At 37.5% G+C, this 20,986-nt stretch carries 17 protein-coding genes; 8 read left to right on the top strand and 9 right to left on the bottom strand.

From position 1 onward, the window contains the following. Window positions 1–255: 255 nt before the first annotated feature. The 4 genes from leuA to leuD all read left to right on the top strand — a co-directional run bounded on the left by leuA (window position 256) and on the right by leuD (window position 5,409). Window positions 256–1,935 (top strand): 2-isopropylmalate synthase, encoded by a 1,680-nt coding sequence (gene leuA, locus CWS31_RS02460; protein WP_101343513.1) that lies wholly within the window; start codon window positions 256–258, stop codon window positions 1,933–1,935. A gap of 183 nt (window positions 1,936–2,118) precedes the next feature. Next, on the top strand, window positions 2,119–3,207 hold the full coding sequence (leuB, locus tag CWS31_RS02455) for a 3-isopropylmalate dehydrogenase (RefSeq protein ID WP_101343512.1): 1,089 nt from the start codon (window positions 2,119–2,121) through the stop codon (window positions 3,205–3,207). 57 nt (window positions 3,208–3,264) lie between these two features. Then, entirely contained in the window at window positions 3,265–4,680 is a 1,416-nt protein-coding gene (leuC, locus tag CWS31_RS02450; RefSeq protein WP_101343511.1) for a 3-isopropylmalate dehydratase large subunit, read from the top strand. Between the two features lie 132 nt (window positions 4,681–4,812). Next, complete coding sequence (gene leuD, locus CWS31_RS02445) at window positions 4,813–5,409, top strand: 3-isopropylmalate dehydratase small subunit (protein WP_101343510.1); 597 nt, start codon at window positions 4,813–4,815, stop codon at window positions 5,407–5,409. A 101-nt stretch (window positions 5,410–5,510) separates the two neighbouring features. Here the strand turns inward: leuD and CWS31_RS17910 are convergent, their stop codons facing one another. Next, the gene (locus tag CWS31_RS17910; RefSeq protein ID WP_101343509.1) at window positions 5,511–7,541 is read right to left on the bottom strand and encodes an AAA family ATPase; all 2,031 of its coding nucleotides are present in this window, start codon (window positions 7,539–7,541) and stop codon (window positions 5,511–5,513) included. A gap of 272 nt (window positions 7,542–7,813) precedes the next feature. Here CWS31_RS17910 and CWS31_RS02435 point away from each other — a divergent pair, with 272 nt between their 5' ends. Together CWS31_RS02435 and CWS31_RS02430 are read left to right on the top strand one after the other, a co-directional pair. After that, on the top strand, window positions 7,814–9,163 hold the full coding sequence (locus CWS31_RS02435) for a multifunctional CCA addition/repair protein (protein WP_246143281.1): 1,350 nt from the start codon (window positions 7,814–7,816) through the stop codon (window positions 9,161–9,163). A 198-nt stretch (window positions 9,164–9,361) separates the two neighbouring features. Continuing rightward, window positions 9,362–9,775: a hypothetical protein gene (locus tag CWS31_RS02430; RefSeq protein WP_101343507.1), complete on the top strand. Its 414-nt coding sequence runs from the start codon at window positions 9,362–9,364 to the stop codon at window positions 9,773–9,775. 57 nt (window positions 9,776–9,832) lie between these two features. Here CWS31_RS02430 and CWS31_RS02425 read toward each other — a convergent pair whose 3' ends face one another. Continuing rightward, window positions 9,833–10,468 carry an alpha-ketoglutarate-dependent dioxygenase AlkB family protein gene (locus CWS31_RS02425; protein WP_101343506.1) on the bottom strand — a complete coding sequence of 212 codons (636 nt, stop codon included), beginning with the start codon at window positions 10,466–10,468 and terminating at the stop codon, window positions 9,833–9,835. A gap of 33 nt (window positions 10,469–10,501) precedes the next feature. Further along, the gene (locus CWS31_RS02420) at window positions 10,502–10,915 is read right to left on the bottom strand and encodes a VF530 family protein (RefSeq protein ID WP_101343505.1); all 414 of its coding nucleotides are present in this window, start codon (window positions 10,913–10,915) and stop codon (window positions 10,502–10,504) included. Window positions 10,916–11,219: 304 nt separating this feature from the next. Between CWS31_RS02420 and CWS31_RS02415 the strand changes: the two genes are divergently transcribed. After that, window positions 11,220–12,179 carry a hypothetical protein gene (locus CWS31_RS02415; protein WP_101343504.1) on the top strand — a complete coding sequence of 320 codons (960 nt, stop codon included), beginning with the start codon at window positions 11,220–11,222 and terminating at the stop codon, window positions 12,177–12,179. Window positions 12,180–12,254: 75 nt separating this feature from the next. Next, a complete protein-coding gene (locus CWS31_RS02410) occupies window positions 12,255–13,148 on the top strand; it encodes a hypothetical protein (protein ID WP_101343503.1) in 894 nt (297 codons plus the stop codon). Window positions 13,149–13,204: 56 nt separating this feature from the next. On the opposite strand, the gene CWS31_RS02405 is transcribed toward CWS31_RS02410, so the two are convergent. The 6 genes from CWS31_RS02405 to guaA form a co-directional block, all read right to left on the bottom strand. Next, on the bottom strand, window positions 13,205–14,095 hold the full coding sequence (locus CWS31_RS02405; RefSeq protein ID WP_211355785.1) for a DMT family transporter: 891 nt from the start codon (window positions 14,093–14,095) through the stop codon (window positions 13,205–13,207). Window positions 14,096–14,196: 101 nt separating this feature from the next. After that, complete coding sequence (locus CWS31_RS02400) at window positions 14,197–16,224, bottom strand: RecQ family ATP-dependent DNA helicase (RefSeq protein ID WP_101343501.1); 2,028 nt, start codon at window positions 16,222–16,224, stop codon at window positions 14,197–14,199. A gap of 88 nt (window positions 16,225–16,312) precedes the next feature. Then, a complete protein-coding gene (locus CWS31_RS02395) occupies window positions 16,313–17,809 on the bottom strand; it encodes a protein adenylyltransferase SelO (RefSeq protein WP_101343500.1) in 1,497 nt (498 codons plus the stop codon). 95 nt (window positions 17,810–17,904) lie between these two features. After that, window positions 17,905–18,261 carry a RidA family protein gene (locus tag CWS31_RS02390; protein ID WP_101343499.1) on the bottom strand — a complete coding sequence of 119 codons (357 nt, stop codon included), beginning with the start codon at window positions 18,259–18,261 and terminating at the stop codon, window positions 17,905–17,907. 3 nt (window positions 18,262–18,264) lie between these two features. Next, window positions 18,265–18,966 (bottom strand): DUF2959 domain-containing protein, encoded by a 702-nt coding sequence (locus tag CWS31_RS02385; RefSeq protein ID WP_425457506.1) that lies wholly within the window; start codon window positions 18,964–18,966, stop codon window positions 18,265–18,267. A gap of 343 nt (window positions 18,967–19,309) precedes the next feature. Further along, entirely contained in the window at window positions 19,310–20,887 is a 1,578-nt protein-coding gene (guaA, locus tag CWS31_RS02380; protein ID WP_101343498.1) for a glutamine-hydrolyzing GMP synthase, read from the bottom strand. Window positions 20,888–20,986 lie beyond the last annotated feature (99 nt).

Raw genomic sequence — 20,986 nt, 5'->3', positions numbered from 1 at the left:
CAATGATAAGAATGATTAAGCACATTAACACTAACCTCCTCCTCGCATTCATCATGCGCGGCTAGGTTTTATTGCTTATTCAAAACAAAATTATTATTGAATAAAAGTAGAAATAAATTAAAACCCGCGCTAATTACCGCGGGTTTTTTTATGTCCGTGATTAGCTAAAACTAGTGAACTAGAAATCAATTAACTATTGATTAGTTATAAAGATTGAAACCACGACATCAGCAAAGATTTACAAGGATAAGACAAATGAGCACATCACAAATAGACAACGACCAAGTTATTATTTTTGACACCACTTTACGCGATGGTGAACAAGCATTAAATGCTAGCTTATCAGTACATGAAAAACTACAAATTGCCTTAGCGATTGAACGTTTAGGTGTAGATGTAATGGAAGTTGGTTTCCCTGTGTCTTCGCCAGGTGATTTTGAATCAGTACAACAAATTGCACGTGTTATTAAAAATGCGACGGTATGTGGTTTAGCCCGTGCTGTTGAAGCCGATATTGATGCTTGTGGTCAAGCATTAGGTGTTGCCGAGCAATTTCGCATCCATACTTTTATTTCTACCTCTGATGTACATGTTCAGCAGAAATTGAAAAAAGAGTTTTCAGATGTTGAAGCTATGGCTATTCATGCTGTAAAACATGCACGTAAATATACAGATGACGTTGAGTTTTCTTGTGAAGATGCTGGTCGTACACCAATCGACAACTTATGTCGCATGGTCGAAAGCGCGATTAAAGCAGGTGCTACTACGGTAAACATCCCTGATACTGTTGGTTATACTTTACCGTTTGAATTTCAAGGTATTATTACTAACTTATTCAATCGTGTACCGAATATCGACCAAGCAGTTATCTCTGTACATTGTCATAACGATTTAGGTTTAGCGGTTGCTAACTCTATGGCTGCGGTGCAAGCAGGTGCGCGTCAAATTGAATGTACCATTAACGGTATTGGTGAGCGTGCTGGTAATTGTTCATTAGAAGAAGTGGCGATGATAATGAAAACACGCCAAGCTTTATTGGGCGTTAAGACGAATATCAAGCATCAAGAAATAGCGCGTGTTTCTAAATTAGTAAGCACGGTTTGTAATATGCCAGTGCAATTAAACAAAGCGATTGTTGGCGGTAATGCATTTAGTCACTCATCAGGTATTCATCAAGATGGCATGTTAAAAGCCAGCAATACTTATGAGATAATGACCCCTGAAAGTGTCGGCATTGCTAAAACCAAATTAAACTTAACTTCGCGTAGTGGTCGTCATGTAATTAAACACCGCATGGAAAGTTTAGGTTATAAAGAAGCTGACTATGAAATTGAAGAGTTATACGCAGATTTCTTAGCGTTAGCAGATAAAAAAGGTCAAGTTTTTGATGATGATTTAGAAGCCTTAGTGTTCAAATTACAGCAAAAAGACTTGAAAGACTTTTTCCAGTTAGAAAAGATCAATGTGCAATGTGGCGACGGTGATTTTGCTACAGCGAGCATCAAATTAAGATTAGGTGAAAAAGCAGCTGACCAAGTAACTGAACAAGCAGTTAATGACACTGATGAATCTTCTACTGACGAGAAAGAAGTTGAAGATAACGTAATCATTCACGCAGCTACAGGTAATGGTCCTGTTGACGCGCTTTACCAAGCAATCAAGCAAAGTGTTGATATTGAATTTGAAGTAAGTGACTACACTATTTCAAATAAAGGCTCGGGTGAAGATGGTTTAGGGCAAGCCGATTTAGTTATTACCTGGCAAGGCAGAAACTTCCACGGTTATGGTTTAGAAACTGATGTTATTGAAGCCTCAGGTCAAGCTTTGATCAATGCGTTAAACAGCATTCATCGTGCCATGACTATTGCAAGCTTAAAGTCAGCAAACAGTACCGAGAATAATGAACGCGAACAGTTAAAATACAATGCTGTATAAAAATACGATGTAAATAGTTCAACTTAATTCACGTTGGTTAAATAAATAAAATTTTATCCACTGTTAAGCTGAAAATAATCGATACCCGATGTTCAATACAAAGCAATTAACACAAATAATCTGCATGACTTTACAAAATCCTGCAGATAATTGAAAAATTCTAAAGATAAAGAGAACACATAAATGTCTAATATAGCAATTTTAGCCGGTGACGGCATCGGCCCAGAAGTAATGGTTGAAGCTAAAAAAGTATTAACTACTATCGCAGAAAAATTTAACTTAGAAATAAACACTAAAGATTACGATATTGGCGGCGCAGCTATTGATAATCATGGTAATGCTTTACCTGACTCAACAATGGCAGGTTGTGAAGCAAGTGACGCTATTTTATTTGGCAGTGTGGGCGGTCCTAAATGGGCAAACTTACCACCAACTGAACAACCAGAGCGTTGTGCGTTATTAGGTTTACGTGGTCATTTTGACTTATTCTGTAATATGCGCCCTGCGACATTACAACCAGCGTTATCTTCACTTTCTACTTTACGTAGCGATATTTCTGCTAAAGGTTTTGACGTATTAGTCATTCGTGAACTAACAGGTGATATTTACTTTGGTGAGCCAAAAGGCCGTAAAGGTGAAGGCGAAGAAGAAACAGGTTTTGATTCAATGTTTTATTCTCGTCGTGAAATTAAGCGCATTACTCACCTAGCTTTTCAAGCTGCTAAAAAACGTAATAACAAAGTAACTTCTGTTGATAAAGCAAACGTGTTAGCAACTAGCCAATTATGGCGTCAAGTAGTAGAAGAAGTTGCTGTTGAATATCCTGAAGTTGAATTAGAGCACCTTTACGTAGATAACGCGGCAATGCAATTAGTACGTGACCCTAACCAGTTTGACGTAATGCTTTGCCCTAACTTATTTGGCGATATTTTATCTGATATTTGTGCGATGATTACTGGCTCAATGGGTTTATTACCATCAGCAAGTTTAAACGAAGCAGGTTTTGGTATGTACGAGCCAGCAGGTGGCAGCGCGCCAGATATCGCCGGTATGGGCATTGCTAATCCTATTGCACAAATATTATCAGCTGCATTAATGTTACGTTACAGCTTAAATCAAGATGCTGCAGCAAAAGCCATTGAAGATGCTGTTGGCAGTGCACTTGATAACGGCATTTTAACGGCCGACTTATTACCAGCAGAAAAACGCAACACAGCAAAATCAACCAGTGAAGTGGGTGATTATATTTGCCAACAGATTATTGCACAGTAACGTATTACCTTGTAGGTAATTGCACAGTAAGCAATTTAAGAAAAGAGAGCACATAAAATGACAACGTCTACCCCGCAAACCATGTATGAAAAATTATGGCAAACGCATTTAGTTGAAGACGCTAAAGGCGAAACACCATTACTTTATGTTGATCGCCATTTAATTCATGAAGTGACATCTCCGCAAGCATTTGCCAACTTACGTTTTCTTAATCGCCCTGTACGTCATCCAGAACGTACTATCGCGACTATGGATCACAACATATCTACTCGCTCAATCAAAATTGATGCCGCGGGTGAAGGTGCAGCAAATCAATTACGTGCACTAGAAAAAAACTGTAAAGAATTTGGTATCGAGCTTTTCGGTATGGGTCACAAAAACCAAGGTATTGCCCATGTTATGGGGCCTGAATTAGGTTTGACTTTACCAGGTACAATTATTGTTTGTGGTGACTCTCACACTGCAACACATGGTGCTTTTGGTGCTTTAGCTTTTGGTATAGGTACATCTGAAGTTGAACACGTTTTTGCTACGCAAACATTGCGTCAAAACAAAGCAAAAACCATGAAAATTGAAGTACGAGGCCATGTTGGCGCAGGTATTAGTGCTAAAGATATAATCTTAGCAATTATCGGAAAAACCGGTAGTGCAGGCGCAACAGGTTATGTTGTTGAATACTGTGGTGAAGCCATTGAAGCGCTAAGCATGGAAGAGCGTATGACGGTATGTAACATGAGTATTGAATTTGGCGCCAAAGCCGGTTTAGTTGCTCCTGATCAAACCACTTTTGATTATGTTGAAGGCCGTCAATACGCACCTAAAGGCGAAGTATTTGAACAGGCTGTAGCTGATTGGAAAAACTTAAGATCTGATGCCGATGCTGTTTTTGATGCAGTATTAACTTTAGATGCTAAAGATATTAAAGCACAAGTAACTTGGGGTACAAACCCGGGCCAAGTAGTTAGCGTAGACAGCATTGTACCTTCTCCTGAAGACTTCAGTGATCCAGTTGAGAAAGAATCATGTAAACAAGCACTTAAATACATGGATTTAACAGCTGGCACCAAGATGACTGATATTCAAGTGAATAAAGTATTCATCGGCTCTTGTACCAATTCGCGTATTGAAGATTTACGCGCAGCAGCCGGTATTGTAGAACGTTATGCAGGTCAAAAAGTTGTTGATTCTGTTGATGCGATCATTGTACCTGGTTCTTACCGCGTTAAAGAACAAGCAGAAGCAGAAGGCTTAGACAAAATATTTACTAATGCTGGTTTTGAATGGCGTTTACCTGGTTGTTCAATGTGTTTAGGTATGAATGACGATGTATTAGGCCCTGGTGATCGTTGTGCTTCAACAAGTAACCGTAATTTTGAAGGTCGTCAAGGTCGTGGTAGTCGTACTCACTTAGTTAGCCCTGAAATGGCAGCAGCTGCTGCAATCACAGGTCACTTTGTAGACTTAAATTCGTAACAATGTCTTTTTGCTATTTAAAGTAATTAATGTGTCAAAAGTACTTATTGACTAGGTCAACACCGTGCTTTTTCCTTTTAATTGCCTCAAATAGCCTCAAGAAATAGCTACTCAATATTTTAGGAAAGACAAATGGAAAAATTTAACACTCATTCTGGCTTGGTTGTACCATTGGATATCGCCAACGTTGATACCGATCAAATTATCCCTAAGCAGTTTTTACAAAAAACTGAGCGTATTGGCTTTGGTGTGCATTTATTTCATGAAAGAAGATATTTAGATCATGAAGGCACACAAGTAAACCCTGATTTTGTAATGAACAAACCAGAATACAAAGGTGCAAGCATTTTATTAGCACGTGAAAACTTTGGCTGTGGCTCAAGTCGTGAGCATGCGCCATGGGCTATTGAAGAATATGGTTTTAAAGTAGTAATTGCACCAAGCTTTGCTGATATTTTTTACGGTAACTGTATTAACATTGGCATTTTGCCAGTAAAACTTACCGAAGAAGAAGTTGAACAGTTATTTAAACTGTCTGCTGAAGAAGTATTAACGTTAAATGTTGATTTACCTAACAATACTGTTACTTGTGGTGATTTAAGCTTTAAATTTAGTCTAAGTGAATTTCAACAGTACAGTTTAGAAAATGGTGTTGATAGCGTAGGTTGGACATTAAATAAGCTTGATAAAATTAAAGCTTTTGAAGCAAAAATGCCAACTTGGCAATAAGCCATTACTTAAAATGAATTAAAGTAAATTTTAAAAAAGCCCTCGATAAGTATCTACTTATCGGGGGCTTTTTAATATCAATTAAGTTTAACGATTACTCACTACCAACTCGTTAGCGCTGGCATTGAGAAAGTTTGCCCCTCAAAAGTTAGAATAACTTTCTGCGGAAGAATTTTATCAAGTTTTAATCTATCGGTTATAAAGTCACCTTCATAATAATTACTACCGCTTTCAGATACCCAACCTTTTTTATCTGAGGTATAAACATGTTGTTCAAACTTCAAACTAGGTAAATCATCTTGTAACCTTTTTGGCATTTGGCTAAGGGGGAGTATTTTGTAGCCGTCAACGGTAACTGTTTCATTATTATCGTTCTGCTTTGTAGTGCTTGGTTTACCTGTATTGCTAGATTGTGTTTGTGATTGGTAATTATTTAACTGTTCCTTTGATGAGCCATCTGCTGAGCTATTTGAATAACCATTTGAATCCTGACTTTGAGTGCTATTACCTTCATTTAACTCAGGTTCTGTTTCATCAATAGCTTCTTGAAAAAGTGCTAATAAATCACTCGAAACCCCTTCAACTGGTTTCACTTGATATTTAATGTCACCACGCTTTGGCGTATTGCGATTATTGATAACGGTACGGTTTGGTTTTTCTGCACTGACAAACCGTGTTGTATCATCCTGATGACTATTTCGTTCGCTATTTTGTGAGTTATTTGGCTGAGATGAACCTTGAGATGAATAATTATTAGTTTTTTTAGTTGAGTCCTGCGTATAACTAATGTTCTCAGGCTCAACCACATAAAGCTTATCGCCAATAGCAATCGAGTCATTTTCATAGATATTATTCCATTGACGCAATGAGTTAAGCTTTATATTAAACTGTACCGAAAGCTTGAATAGCGTGTCACCATATTGCACCGTATATAAACCATTAGGTGCAAGATGCTGTTGTTTTATAAGCTCTGGTACTTGGTCTACGTTAACCGCCGCCGACGGGTTAATATTACTCATTTGAGTTGAGTTATTAGTTAAATGTTGAGCAGAATATTGCGTTGAGTCTTGGTTTTGCTGATTCGTTGTTAGTTTATTTATTGCTTTATTCGATACGTTTGTCGACTGCTTATTTGACGTAGCTGAATTCACCGCAATTGATTGATTATCTTTCAACTCTTCTGCGGGGTTAATAATAACAATTTCAGGCTCCTGTGACTGACCCAACCAAAAGCCTGCTAAGGCAATAAATGCTGCGGCGCTTACCGCTGTCGAAATGAGAAGGGTGCGATGATATTTTGCTTCGCCATGCGCGCTTTTTAAATCAGAGCCTAATGTTTTTTCCGCGGCAACCATTACAATCTTCTTACTTACCACACTATCATTTTGGTTATAAGCTTGCATTAGCGCACTATGGCAAAGTAAATTAATAATGCGCGGCACACCTTGCGATAGTTGATGAATTTTACTTATCGCCCCTTTATCAAATAAAGGTCTAACACAATCTGCAACCGTTAACCTATGTTCTATGTATTGTGTTAGCTCTGCCAGAGTTAACGGCATTAAGTGATAACGTGCGGTAATTCGCTGTGCTAATTGACGTAAATCTCGGCGTTGTAATAACTGCTGTAATTCGGGCTGACCAATTAAAATTACCTGTAATAATTTTTTGGTGTTAGTTTCTAAATTAGTGAGTAAACGTAACTGCTCTAAAACCTCTGGTTGTAAATGTTGCGCTTCGTCGATAATCAATAAAGTATTAATATCATTTTTATGATTTTCTAATAATTTCTCAGCAATTATATCGGTTAAATGTTTTAAACTTTCATCGGATTTTTCATAATCAATATGCAACTCGTCACATAAAGTCGCTAAGAGTTCTTGGCTAGATAACGTTGGATTTAAAATAAAAGCTGCTTGGGTATTTACCGGTAATTGTTCCATTAAGCAGCGGCTGATAGTGGTTTTTCCAGTACCCACTTCCCCCGTTAATAACGCAAACCCACCCACTTCACCTAGGCCATAAGTAAGATGTGACAATGCCTCTTTATGTCGCTCGCTCATAAATAAATATTTAGGATCAGGCGATATTGAAAAAGGTAAATCACTTAAAGAGAAAAAATTGCGATACATGATGGATACTAGGTGCTGAGAAGAAAAATTCAGCTATAAAATTAACCGCTTGCTTACTATATGTCAAAGGTATTAACCGATTTATTGTAACGACTGATTATCCTTCAACCATGAGATAAATCCACAACCAAATTATTGATTAAATCTTATGGCCTGTTACTCTTTGTTGGCAGACATTCTCTGAACTAATGATAAGCTTATGTTACACTTTAACTAATCCTTAACTAACTAATCCTTAACTAACTAATCCTTTAATGCATTTTGGACGTACCTTGTTTACTGATACACCTGATAAAAATCAATCTAACTCTCTAGCGAATACTGAGCTTACTACTTATTTAGTCGGTGGGGCGGTGCGCGACAAATTACTTAATCGTCCAGTAAAAGATAAAGATTATTTGGTGGTTGGCGCTACAGTTGAGCAAATGTTAGCACTCGGTTATCAGCAAGTAGGTAAAGATTTCCCGGTATTTTTACACCCCAAAACAAAAGCAGAATATGCTCTTGCTCGTACTGAACGTAAACAAGGTCAAGGTTATACAGGTTTTAGTTGTTACTTTGCGCCAGACGTTACTATTGAAGAAGATTTAAAACGCCGAGATTTAACCGTTAATGCCATGGCAATGGATACTAATGGTGAAATAATAGATCCGTATAATGGACAGCAAGATCTTAACGATCGTGTACTACGTCATGTCAGTGATGCGTTTATTGAAGATCCGTTGCGGGTATTACGCGTTGCTCGTTTTGCGGCGCGTTATCATCAATATGGTTTTACCATCGCAGAAGAAACTGTCAATTTAATGCGTGAAATCAGTGCCAGTGGTGAATTGAAAAGTTTAACACCTGAGCGTGTTTGGCAAGAAATGCAGTTAAGTTTGGCTGATGGAGGAACTAACTCAAACAATATTGCAGGTAGTCCTGAAGTGTTTTTTCAAGTACTACAGCAATGTGGTGCATTAGCTGAGTTATGGCCTGAGTTAGATGCTTTATGGGGAATACCAAACCCGGCACTTTGGCACCCTGAAATATGTAGTGGTATTCATACCATGATGGTATTGCAACAAGCGGTTTTGTTAACGCAAACTATGCCTGTTGAAAAAACAGATCAGAAAATAGCCATTCGCTTTGCAGCATTGTGTCATGACTTAGGTAAAGGTTTAACACCCTCACCTGAACTACCAAGCCATAAAGGCCACGAAAAAACAGGTTTACCACTGGTTGAGAAAATATGTAAACAATTAAAAGTACCATCAAATTACAAACAACTTGCGTTAAAAGTTTGCGAGTTTCACTTACATTGCCATAAAGCTTTTGAGCTGAAAGCGAGTACACTACTGAAAATATTCGATAAACTTGACGTATGGCGAAAGCCTGATGAGTTTGAGTATTTTTTAATGGCTTGCAAGGCTGATTTTTTAGGCCGTTTAGGTTTTGAAAATCGCCCTTATCCACAAGAAGAATATTTACAGTCCGCAGTAAACGCTGCAAGAGCAGTAACCGCCAAAGCATTCGTTGAGCAAGGCTTACAAGGTGCAGCTATCAAAGAAGCAATGGCTAAAGTAAGGCTTAATGAAATAGCTAACATTAAAGCTGCTTGTGCACATTTGAACCCTGCGTAATACCTAAGATAGAGAGTTTTTCACTTCTCTATTATTCTACTAAATCAATTCCTTCTCCAAAATTCAGATTCTATCCAACGTGAGTAGCAATACAATTTGCTTCGACTTGTTAACAAATGGCAACAACTTAATCATTCCATTTTACTTATATTATTTCTATCAACTATTCAAAGCCTTAATTTTAAGTAAGGGAATAATATGTCAATACAACTCGGATCTTCTGGTAGCTATACAAAAGCCCCAAACATGCAAGTTATTATGCCTGTGGTTCATAAGTCTAAATCGCTTAAGTCAGGTACACAAAAAAGAGCCCAAGCATTTAGTGATTTATTAACCGTAGAACAAATTAATAAAGCAAGACGGAATATTGTTGGTAAAGTGGCTACTGATGCAAACTTTGACTTAATGAACACGCAGTCTTTTAAAGAGGAAAACCGATTACAACAAAAGTTTATTGATATCTATATGCGCAGCAGTGCAGTTAACAGCTCAAAAGTGAATACTATTGAGCTTGATGATCGCGGTATCTCTGCAGTAACTGTTAAGCAATTAAATACTTATAACAGCCTGATGATGCCAAGAGCTTCATCTTACATACATTTAAGCGCTTAATTATAATATGAAGCACACCTATATTTTAGGAGCTGGGTAATACTGATTAAAAATAAATTAAATTTTTAGTTCTGGCTTATCTATAGTTCTAAAGGTGAGATTTATACGAGGCTCAGTTACTGTTTTAGTGGGTGGTAAACTATGTAACCAATATTGTTGAGTGTTACCTTTCATCACTAACAAGCTTGCGACTTTAAGTTGTAGTGCAACCACTTCTTTAGAAAACTTATGTTTAAACGAAAACTTTCTTTCTGCACCAAAGCTTAATGAGGCGATAGCGCCCCGCTCTTTTAAATCATCTTCGCCATCACTGTGCCAGGCCATGCCCTCTTCACCTGAGTGATAAAGGTTTAATAAACACGAGTTATAGGTTTCCCCGCTATGTTGCTCAACTAATTTTTTCAGGCTAAGTAACTCTGGTGAAAATGGCTGTGAATATCGAGTTACACCTGAATAGCTATAAGAGAATGGCTTGTTATCAATAGTGTCAGCGCACCAAGCAACCTTTCTTTTGGTTTCAATTATTTGTCCCAAAACCATAGCTTGATCATGTTGCCAAGGTATGGTGTTTAATAATTGCCTAAAATAAAAGTCACTATCTTCAGGCGAAAATATCTCACCGTAATAAAGTACTTCACCATCATTAGGTAAAATACTAATAGGCTCATCAAGTAAGCTCGAGAATAAATTCATACGTTCTCGTACTATTTATGTTTAACCGCCTAGTTATCTATTGCCCCAAGGGTTAGCCGGGCTTGAAGACAATGCGCGTTTACGGGTTTTTTCTGCTTGTTTAACACGTAGCTCTTCCGCGTCTTCAAGACTTAGTTCTTTTGGAGGACGTTGCTCTAAACCTGATGGCACAATGCGATCACGCGGTGGTAACTCAAAATTAGCATCATCAGCTTTCGGTAAGCTGTGATATTGGTACATGTAAAAGGCTTCTACTTTCTCTTGCGCCCAAGCTGTTTTCTTTAAAAATTTTAAGCTCGACTCAATACTCGGGTTTTGTTTAAAGCAGTTTAAGTTCATGTAAGCGGATAAAATTTCAAAGCCGTAATGATCAACTAGGGTTGTTAATACTGTTTCAAGGCTAGTGCCGTGTAAGGGGTTATTTTTATAAATGTCTTTGTTGATCATTGTTATTCCTAAACGGCCTAAGGTGGCACTCAGTTCTGGCTAGTTGTGATAATAAAGAATTATACCACTTGCAAGCTTGATGTCATGCCAATTACTTACTGAATTACTATGCTTATAAAGTTAGCTAATAAATAGGCTCACTTATTAGCAATACTAAATATTCTCGTTCTTGTCGTTGTTTTGACATGCCTCGTAATGTAAATACTTAGCTGATCACGATAGAATATTATTGCGAGATTTTCTGTAAAAAATACCTCGTATGTAAAAAGAACGAGAGATAGAGTGTAAAAGATGGCGAGTAGTTATGTTATCAGCATTATTTAAAGTAAAACCAATTATTGATGAGGCTAGCAAAGAGTGGATATTTGACACTTTTGCTTGGTGCATGGCACAAATGAATGGTGAATATTTTCAACCAAATCAACAATTGATATTAACTGACATGCTTTATCCACAAAACCTTCAATGTGTAGAAGCCATAGCAGATAAAGTGCTTACTAAAACTAACCAATACATTGGTATGTCAAATACTGCTATCTCTCTTACTCCTGTTAAGCAGTTTTATCACACTTATAACTTTGAGTGTTCAGTTGACGATTTAACTAAACCTACGCGCAAACCCTTTTTTTCCTCGACACTTTACCGTGAACATTACCAAGCTAGAAACGCCACTACCGCTAATGAGAACAATAATATACCGCTAGAAATTGGTTATCATGAAAGCCAGCTTAATCAACCTGATACCTTTATTGCTTATTTAGTAGAAAAACAATTAACCCACATAGTGAAACAACAAGGAGTTAATCCCCCTACACGAAAAGTCACGCTAACAAGAGCTGTTGATGACAAGTCTCCACATAAACAAACGTTAACAAAAACAGTAGATTTAATCGCTTGCTTTATGGGCTTTGGTGTTATTTTTTCTCGTGCTGCGAGTCATTTACAAAGCGAGAGTAATGTAGAATCTAACAAAAATAAGAGATCAGAGATAAAAAACGTTGTGAAAAATAACATAAAGCCGAAAGTATCCACTAATACAGCATTAATTAACAAGGAACACACTGAAGAAATAATTTACGCTTTGGCTTTGTTCTGCGCGATTAAAAATAGCGATACCAAAGTAATAAAACAAGAGCTTACTACTGATTTATATAAGCTATTTAATAAAGCTTATAAAGAAGTCAGCTTGTATTTACAGCAGACTACAAACCCTGTGCATATGTTAAAACAAATTAATAGCTCAGCTGCAATATCATCATTTTAACTACCCCCAGTAACTTTTTTAAATCAGCTAGTGTAAACTGTAATTCCGAATTAAATATTAAAGACAAATAGCTAAATGTTATCAAATTTTTTTAAAACAAAGCCGGTTATTGACGAAGACAGTAAAGCATGGATACTTGATACTTTCGCTTGGTGTATTACTCAACTTGATGGTGATTTTTTCAAAAATAATAGCCAGCTAATATTACCTAACAATAGTTTTTTTCCTGGCAGCGCAAATAGCGTAGAAGAAATGGCTAATGCTATTTTCACTAATACGCTTAAATATACTGGTTTGAGTGCATGGCCAATTAGACTTGTTGCAGCACAAAGCTTTACGCAAAAGCCAATGCCGTTGTTAACTTTTTCATCTCGTCTACGTGGCGACGATGCAATAATAAGAGCTAACAATACTCACAGCAGCGTAAATTATAAAGTTGAAGGAAAAGAAGTTCTTCCGGCGATAGATATTGCTTTTCATCAAAGCCAACTTAACCAACCACAAGACTTAATTGCATACCTAGTGCAAATTCAAGCAAGTATTCTCGTCGCTCAACATGAAGCTAATATCAATACAAATAGCAGTTCTGATGCTTATTCTCAAAATGATAACTACCTATTTCCTCCTGGTGGAAAAGAAGTATTACCACAAACAATCGACCTAGTAGCATGCTTTATGGGTTTTGGTGTTATTTTTTCTAATACCGCTTATCAATTTAAAGGTGGATGTGGTTCATGCAACAAACAAAGCCTTAATCGACCTGCGGCATTACCTGAATTAGAAACCGTATACGCGCTAGCTTTATTTTGTGTTTTAAAGGGCGAGACAGTAAAACCTGCGAGCATGAAGCAAGTAAAAAAGACCCTAAAATCACATTTGCAAAAACCTTTTCGCAACGCAGTTAAAGAGATAACACTTTACTTGCAGCAAACTACAAACCCTACGTATTTACAATTGATGGCTATTTAAATTAACGCCCAGTCTCACTTGAATATGTGGCTTCATAAGGCGACAGTAGTAAAGGTTTAGCGTTTCCACAGCACATTAATTAATGCACCCGTCATTATTAACCCGCCACCGATAATGGTGGTAAAAATAGGTACTTCGCCAAAGTATACCCAACCTAGTAGAACAGAAAATATTATTTGTACATAGGCGTAAGCACTAGCTTTATTCGCATCTGCGCATTGAAATGCTTTGGTTAATCCTACTTGTCCTACTTGAGTAAATATTCCTACTAACACCAATAAACCTAAAGCGGGTAAAGTTGGTATTACAAAATCATTACCTAGCATCAATATTGAAATGGGCAAGGCAACTAATGGAAAGTAGAAAATAATAACTGAGGTATCATCTGTCTTGGTGAGTTTTTTCACCAGTATATAAGCTACCGCGCTACCAAACGCCCCTAGTATTCCCGCACCAATACTTGTCCATGAATATAAAGTTGCTTCTGCTAAGGTGAGTTGTTCTAGTGTTAACGCCTCAGCAGATAAACCTTCTAACTGCACATCACCTAAAGATAAGTTTGGTTGAATAATAATAAACAAACCTATTAAGCTAATTACAATACAAGCAATGGTTGAACGTTGTATTACTTCTTTCAAAAAAAATAACGCTAGAATAGCGGTAAATACAGGGTGTAAATACTGTAGAACTGTCGCTTCCGCTAACGGTAACCTAGTCACTGAGTAATAAACAAACATTAAGGTAAAAGCACCTACTAAACCTCGTGCTAAAAGTAATGGCTTATTATTGCCCCATACCGACAGATTTTTACGCTTAATATCTACATAACTCAGCATTAGTGAAACTATTGCTCTCGCAGCAACAATTTCAAGTACTGGAATGCCTAAACCACTTACTTCTTTTACGCACGCAGACATCAGGGAAAATCCCAAAGCGGATAGCAGCATAAACCAAACACTCATGGGGACTGAATTTTTTATCGATAAAAACATTAAGGATTAACTCTATTTGATAGGTTATAAACATTTTGCGGGCAACTAGGGTTTTACTAGGTTAAGTTAACTAATTTGTCACGAATAGCTTGATATCGCTGTTGCTCGCATGAGCCAAACCCTGGTAATTGTCTGACTTTATTGCGACCAAATAATGGCACAGTCATCCCCGCAAAAAAGCGACAATAACTCTCAAGCGATAAGGGTTGGTTTATTTTACCTTCAAGTCGCTGGGCTAATGCTGCCATACTTTGTTGTAGCGCTTCATCACTCGGCCACGGTATATTGATTTGAGAATGTTCAAGTACTGCTACTTGCCCTCGACAAACACTACAATGCCCACATTTTGGTGTTTGCCTTACTTTGTCGGCAGCTGGTTCATTACTATCAGAGATATGCTTATCAAAGCTATGATCATCAAAGTAACGTGCTAAATTAACCGTTAAACAAGTATCTAATTGAAAAAAGCGAACTAGGGTAGCGATTCGTTTTATTTCTTTTTCTTCATTACCTTTAAAATAATCACTCAAGGTTTGACACAAGCTTGGATCGGCTAATTCATTCTGGTTAACGTTAAAGACTTCAGTCATGCCTTTAGTTTCAAGTACGATTAACTGTTGCTCATGTAAATATTCTAAAGCGGCAATAACGCGATTACGTTCAATACTTTTATCTTGCAACAACCTGTCAAAGTTTAAACTTCCCCACACTTTTTTAAAGTCAGTAGCACTAAACACGCGCTGTAAAAAGTCTTTACGCTGTTCATTAAAGCCATTGAGAATTTCACTTTGCGGTTTTAACAGCTTAATTTTAAAATCAGCAAAATAGGCATAAAGCGGTTCAATTACGCCAGCTAGTTCAAGTTGAACTAATAAGGTTTTTAACGGTAATTGTTTGATATTCACCGCATTCGATAGTGGCAATAATTGCAATTCCCACTTGCTGTCTGTCATGCCACCGTAAGACGTTGTTATCAATTCTGACTTAATTGAATTTAATAGCATTTCAATGCCAGTAAATTCAGGTGTGTCACCATAAACAAAGTTTTCAACGGTATTTAAACCATCAAGGTTGGCAAGCGTAAAACATTGCGAAGGTTTACCATCTCGCCCCGCCCGCCCTATTTCTTGACTATAATTTTCAATAGATTTTGGTAAGTCGTAATGAATAACAAAACGAATATCACTTTTATCAATACCCATACCAAAAGCAATAGTAGCAACAATTACTTGAATTTTATTATCCATAAAATCTTGCTGAATTTGACTGCGGGTATCACTATCAAAACCAGCATGATAAGCACAAGCGCTAATGCCTTGCTGTGTTAAAAATTGTGCGACCGTTTCTGCGCTATGCTGCAAAGTAACATATACAATGCCCGCGCTTTGGACTTTATTTTGCTGCTGTTCAATAATTTGTGCTAATAAAGCGTTTTTGTGAGGCTCTACAACAGGTACAACACTTAAATCAAGATTCGGGCGGTAAAATCCCGTTTGCACAATATGTTCATCTAAGATGGCAAATTTGGCTGCCATATCTAATTTTACTTTTCGCGTAGCCGTTGCGGTAAGTAGCAACACCAAAGGTATTTTTAATGCTTGGCAGTAGCTCGGTAGCTTTAAATAATCGGGTCTAAAATTATGTCCCCATTCAGAAATACAATGCGCTTCATCAACCACTAACATTGATACAGGTACCGATTCTATAAACTGTCTGAAGCGCTCATTTTTAAAGCGCTCAACCGATACCATTAATACTTTTATTTCACCACTACGTACGCCAGCCATCACTTCTTGAGCTTCATTACCTTTAAGGGTTGAATCAATACTCGCTGCGCGTATACCTTTACTGGCAAGGAAAGCGAGCTGATCTTTCATCAAGGCTAATAAAGGCGATACCACTAAGGTTAAATGCGGTAAAAAAAGAGCGGGCAATTGATAACAAAGTGATTTACCAGATCCAGTTGGAAAAATAGCTAAGGAAGAGTGACCATTTAGTAACTGGGTTACCGTTTGCTCTTGCCCATCACGAAAGCCGTCAAAGCCAAAGGTTTGTTTTAATGCGCTATGTAATTGTGTGCTCATATAATCCTTTAAGGCTTTTTTTAGGTAGATCGTTTAGGTAAATCGTTTAGGTAAGTCGTTTGAAGTTAGCTATCCATTGAACTTAAGGTTAAGTACCACAAAAAGTATTATAGCCTACATCTCCATCACGAGGTGCGTCTTGATAAAGATAAGTATTATCTACATCTTGATAAGGCTGTTGCAGTACCGTTAAAAATTCATGCAGGGCGGTTAAGTCACCCGTTGCTTGGGTCGATGCTAATATAGCCTCCACATGATGATTTCTTGGAATAACTAGCGGATTACTTTTTTCCATTAACGCTTTAGCACCGCTAACATCAGTAGCGATTCGGCTATACCAACGAGTTAACCATTGTTGCCACTCATCAGTTATATTTTTAGCATTACCAAGAACTTCATCTACATTACTTTGACTCAAATTACTCGCTAAGGTTACAAAGGTCTGGGTGTAATCCATCTTTTTATCTTGCATGAACTTCAGAAGCTCATTAACTAATTCCACATCACCTTCTGAAAACTCGTCTATACCTAGCTTATTCGCCATCATAGCGTAATAGTAATATTGAAGATCATTAGCAAATTGGCGTAAAAGCGGTTCAATTTTAGCTAAGGCGATATCTTCATCTTCATCAACCAGCGGCAATAAACAATCTGCAAGACGCGCCATATTCCATTGCATAATTGAGCTTTGATTACCAAATGCATAACGAGCATTTCTATCAATTGAGCTAAACACAGTATCACTATGGTAATGATTCATCATAGCACACGGGCCATAATCAATGGTTTCACCCGAAATAGCCGTATTATCGGTATTCATCACGCCATGAATAAAGCCAACGCGCAGCCATGATACGATTAATTTAACTTGCTTATTCAGTACTGCTTGGAAAAAATCAACAACATTATCTGCTGTTAACTTATCTGATTCTAAAGCTGCAGAAGTAAGTGTGATTTCAGGAAAATGACGCTTGATCGAATAACGTGTTAATTTTTGTAATGAATCAATATCACGTCTTGCCGCAAAAAACTGAAAAGTACCCACCCGAATATGGCTAGCAGCTACGCGTGTAACAACCGCCCCCGGTAAGGCGCGCTCACGATACACCGCTTGCCCTGTAGCAACTACCGATAAACAACGAGTAGTTGGCACGCCAAGAGCAAACATTGCCTCGCTCATAATAAACTCACGCAGCGCAGGACCTAACGCACAACGACCATCACCACTTCGAGAGAAATGACTTGTGCCTGAGCCTTTTAATTGAATATCGAAAGATTGACCGTTTTCGTCTTTTACATCACCTAAAAGGTGTGCACGACCATCACCGAGTTGAGGATTAAAGTGACCAAATTGATGACCAGAATAGGCTTGTGCAATAGGCTGACTCTTTTCAAATAGTCGGTTTCCAGAAAAATATTGCGCTAATAAGTCACTGTCTTTATTTACCGAAAAGTCTATACCAAGGGAATGTGCTAATGGCTTATTCCACAATAATAATTCAGGCGCAACAACCGGTGATGGTAATGATGTCTGCGAGAATGCAGCACCAAGTTCGAGGTAACTATTAACAATATTTAGCGGCATGTATTTCTCTTATATCTATCGAGTTAATTAATTCTAAGAGTCAATAAACTCTATCGAATTAATAGAGTCTATTAAAGTTAAAGGAATACTAAAACTTATGGTTGAATTTCAGCAGCAACCACAGAAATTTCAACTAATAATGCTTCACGCGCCATTTTAGCGGCAACACAAGCACGTGCAGGTGCGTACCCTTCTGGAACCCAAGCATCCCATACTTCATTCATTGCAGCAAAGTAACTCATATCTTTTACATAGATAGTCGCTGATAAAATATGCTTTCTATCACTACCTGCTTCGGCTAACAAATAATCCACTTTATCAAGCATGGTTTGGGTTTGCTCTGTAATATCTTTAGTGGCATCAGCCGCTACTTGACCACATAAGTAAATAGTACCGTTGTGTTTAACTATGCGGCTCATTCTTTGTTTTGTTTCTTGTCTTTCAATAGACATTTATTACTTCTCCAACATATCAATAAATTTCTGAGATTGCTCAATTGCTTCGTTCATGTCTTTAATTAATTCACTTACATTTTTTTCAATTGACAACATTTCACCTTGAAGTGCATTTACGGCTTGCGCATTCAGGTTATGCTTTAAAAATAGCATATTGTCTTTTAATGCAGTTAAAACAGGCACAATTTTACTTTCCGCTTTATGCATCGATTTAATCAATGTTTCATAGCGACTTTGCGTTTCTTTTAACTTAGTTGCGCTTTGGCGTTTAAGGTTACTATTTGATATTTGTTCTATTTCATCTTCCCACTCATCAAATAACGCATCAGATACATCTTCAACTTTTTCAATACGTAAAGTAACTAAATCAGCCGCTTTTTTTGAATCTTCATATTGCTCTTTGATCACAGTGTATTGTGCTTCAAGATCGCCACCGTCGAAGTGTATTAACGATTTCATTTCTTCAAGCGCAGACTTAAATTGCGTTTGTGCTTCTTGCTGTGACTCTTTAGCGTTCTCAACACGATCAACCATAATGTCGCGTTTATGAATGCCAACTTTTTCTAGAGCTGAATAATAAGCACTCGAACAAGATGTCAATGCCACAAGGCTAATAACTACAAAGAGATTAGCGAACATTTTCTTTCTAAATCTGAAACATGAACTAAATGAAGGTATGGGTGCTGAACTTAACTTATTCATAAACATAGAAACTTCCTTAATCCGTTTAAAATTTTAATAACAACTTTAATAACAACAAGACAATGCAAACTTAATCAGCAGTTATAAAATCTGCTAACACTGTTGTTTATGGTATATGGATTAAACGAGTCATGCAAAATTATCACTTAAAGTCTTCGTCACTAAAAAGAAAACCCCAATGTTTTTCAACAATGAGGTTTTTATTGGGTATTATCTTAAGTAGCGTTTAAACGACGAGGTAATTTATTAGTTCAAGGAAATCGCACGGAGCTGACGCATGTCAGTGAGTACGGTTGACGATGAAATTATGAATTACAGCAAGTTTAAACGCCGCTTAAAGAAATTATTCCCATTCGATTGTAGCAGGCGGCTTACCGCTTATGTCATACACTACGCGTGAAATACCGTCGATTTCATTGATGATACGGTTAGAAACTAACCCTAAGAAATCATATGGTAAGTGTGACCAACGTGCAGTCATAAAGTCAATAGTTTCAACACAACGTAAGCTAACAACCCAGTCATATTTACGCGCATCACCCATAACGCCTACTGATTTAACAGGTAAGAATACGGTAAATGCTTGGCTTACTTTAGTGTATAAATCATGCTTGTGTAATTCTTCAATGAAGATTGCATCGGCGCGACGTAGCAAGTCAGCATATTCTTTTTTAACTTCACCTAAAATACGAACGCCTAATCCAGGACCTGGGAACGGATGACGGTAAAGCATGTCGTATGGCAAACCTAGTTCTAAACCAATTTTACGTACTTCATCTTTAAATAATTCACGTAGTGGTTCAACTAAACCAAGCTTCATGTAATCAGGTAAGCCACCAACATTGTGATGTGATTTGATTACGTGTGCTTTACCTGTAGCTGATGCTGCCGATTCAATAACGTCAGGGTAGATAGTACCTTGTGCTAACCACTTGGCATTTTCTAGCTTATTTGACTCTTCTTCAAAAACGTCAATAAATACGTTACCGATAATTTTACGTTTTGCTTCTGGCTCATCTTCGCCAGCTAAACGATCTAAAAATCTGTCTTCTGCATCAATTTTAATAATGTTTAAGCCAAAGTGATCACCAAACATTTCCATAACTTGCTGACCTTCGTCTAAACGAAGTAAGCCGTTATCAACAAATACACAAGTTAATTTATCACCGATTGCACGATGTAAAAGCATGGCAACTACCGATGAATCAACACCGCCAGATAAACCTAAGATAACTTCGTCGTCACCTATTTGTGCTTTCATTTTCTCAATTGCATCATCAATAATTGAAGCTGGTGTCCATAATTTTTCACACTGACAGATTTCAACAACAAAGTTTTCTAAAATACGTAAACCTTGTTTAGTGTGTGTTACTTCTGGGTGAAATTGAACACCGTAGAATTGTTTGTCTTCGTTTGCCATTGCAGCAAAAGCACAGCTTGGTGTTTGTGCAACTTTAACGAAATCACTTGGAATTGCAGCCACTTTATCGCCGTGACTCATCCATACGTCTAGTAATGCATTACCGTTTGCGCCAATGCTATCTTCAACATTATGGAATAATGCAGATTGAGTTAATAATTCAACCGCTGCATAACCAAACTCTTTATGGCTCGAACTTTCAACGCCGCCACCAAGTTGCTCAGCCATGGTTTGCATGCCGTAACAAATACCTAGTACCGGTACGCCAGCATTAAATACATATTCAGGTGCACGTGGAGAGTTTTCTGCAGTTACAGATTCAGGCCCACCAGCAAGAATAATACCGGTAGGTTTGAAGTCTTTAATTTGTGCTTCAGTAACATCCCAAGACCAAAGCTCACAGTAAACACCAATTTCACGTACGCGACGTGCAATTAGTTGGGTGTATTGCGAACCGAAATCTAAAATCAATATTCGACTGCTATGAATGTCTTTACTCATGCTATCTCTCATTTTAAGGCGCTAACTAATAACATTTAACGCGATTTTTTAAGTAAAACAGGCTGAGTTATATTCTTTATAACTCAGCCTGTTGGAATT

The organism is Colwellia echini (genome assembly GCF_002843355.2).
GTDB lineage: Bacteria > Pseudomonadota > Gammaproteobacteria > Enterobacterales > Alteromonadaceae > Colwellia > Colwellia echini.
This window is presented reverse-complemented; position numbering and strand designations above follow the sequence as displayed.

Coding starts and splice junctions, on each gene's coding strand:
- leuA (WP_101343513.1), top strand. CDS start 256: ATGAGCACATCACAAATAGACAACGACCAAGTTATTATTTTTGACACC.
- leuB (WP_101343512.1), top strand. CDS start 2,119: ATGTCTAATATAGCAATTTTAGCCGGTGACGGCATCGGCCCAGAAGTA.
- leuC (WP_101343511.1), top strand. CDS start 3,265: ATGACAACGTCTACCCCGCAAACCATGTATGAAAAATTATGGCAAACG.
- leuD (WP_101343510.1), top strand. CDS start 4,813: ATGGAAAAATTTAACACTCATTCTGGCTTGGTTGTACCATTGGATATC.
- CWS31_RS17910 (WP_101343509.1), bottom strand. CDS start 7,541: ATGTATCGCAATTTTTTCTCTTTAAGTGATTTACCTTTTTCAATATCG.
- CWS31_RS02430 (WP_101343507.1), top strand. CDS start 9,362: ATGTCAATACAACTCGGATCTTCTGGTAGCTATACAAAAGCCCCAAAC.
- CWS31_RS02425 (WP_101343506.1), bottom strand. CDS start 10,468: ATGAATTTATTCTCGAGCTTACTTGATGAGCCTATTAGTATTTTACCT.
- CWS31_RS02420 (WP_101343505.1), bottom strand. CDS start 10,915: ATGATCAACAAAGACATTTATAAAAATAACCCCTTACACGGCACTAGC.
- CWS31_RS02415 (WP_101343504.1), top strand. CDS start 11,220: ATGTTATCAGCATTATTTAAAGTAAAACCAATTATTGATGAGGCTAGC.
- CWS31_RS02410 (WP_101343503.1), top strand. CDS start 12,255: ATGTTATCAAATTTTTTTAAAACAAAGCCGGTTATTGACGAAGACAGT.
- CWS31_RS02405 (WP_211355785.1), bottom strand. CDS start 14,095: ATGCTGCTATCCGCTTTGGGATTTTCCCTGATGTCTGCGTGCGTAAAA.
- CWS31_RS02400 (WP_101343501.1), bottom strand. CDS start 16,224: ATGAGCACACAATTACATAGCGCATTAAAACAAACCTTTGGCTTTGAC.
- CWS31_RS02395 (WP_101343500.1), bottom strand. CDS start 17,809: ATGCCGCTAAATATTGTTAATAGTTACCTCGAACTTGGTGCTGCATTC.
- CWS31_RS02390 (WP_101343499.1), bottom strand. CDS start 18,261: ATGTCTATTGAAAGACAAGAAACAAAACAAAGAATGAGCCGCATAGTT.
- CWS31_RS02385 (WP_425457506.1), bottom strand. CDS start 18,966: ATGAATAAGTTAAGTTCAGCACCCATACCTTCATTTAGTTCATGTTTC.
- guaA (WP_101343498.1), bottom strand. CDS start 20,887: ATGAGTAAAGACATTCATAGCAGTCGAATATTGATTTTAGATTTCGGT.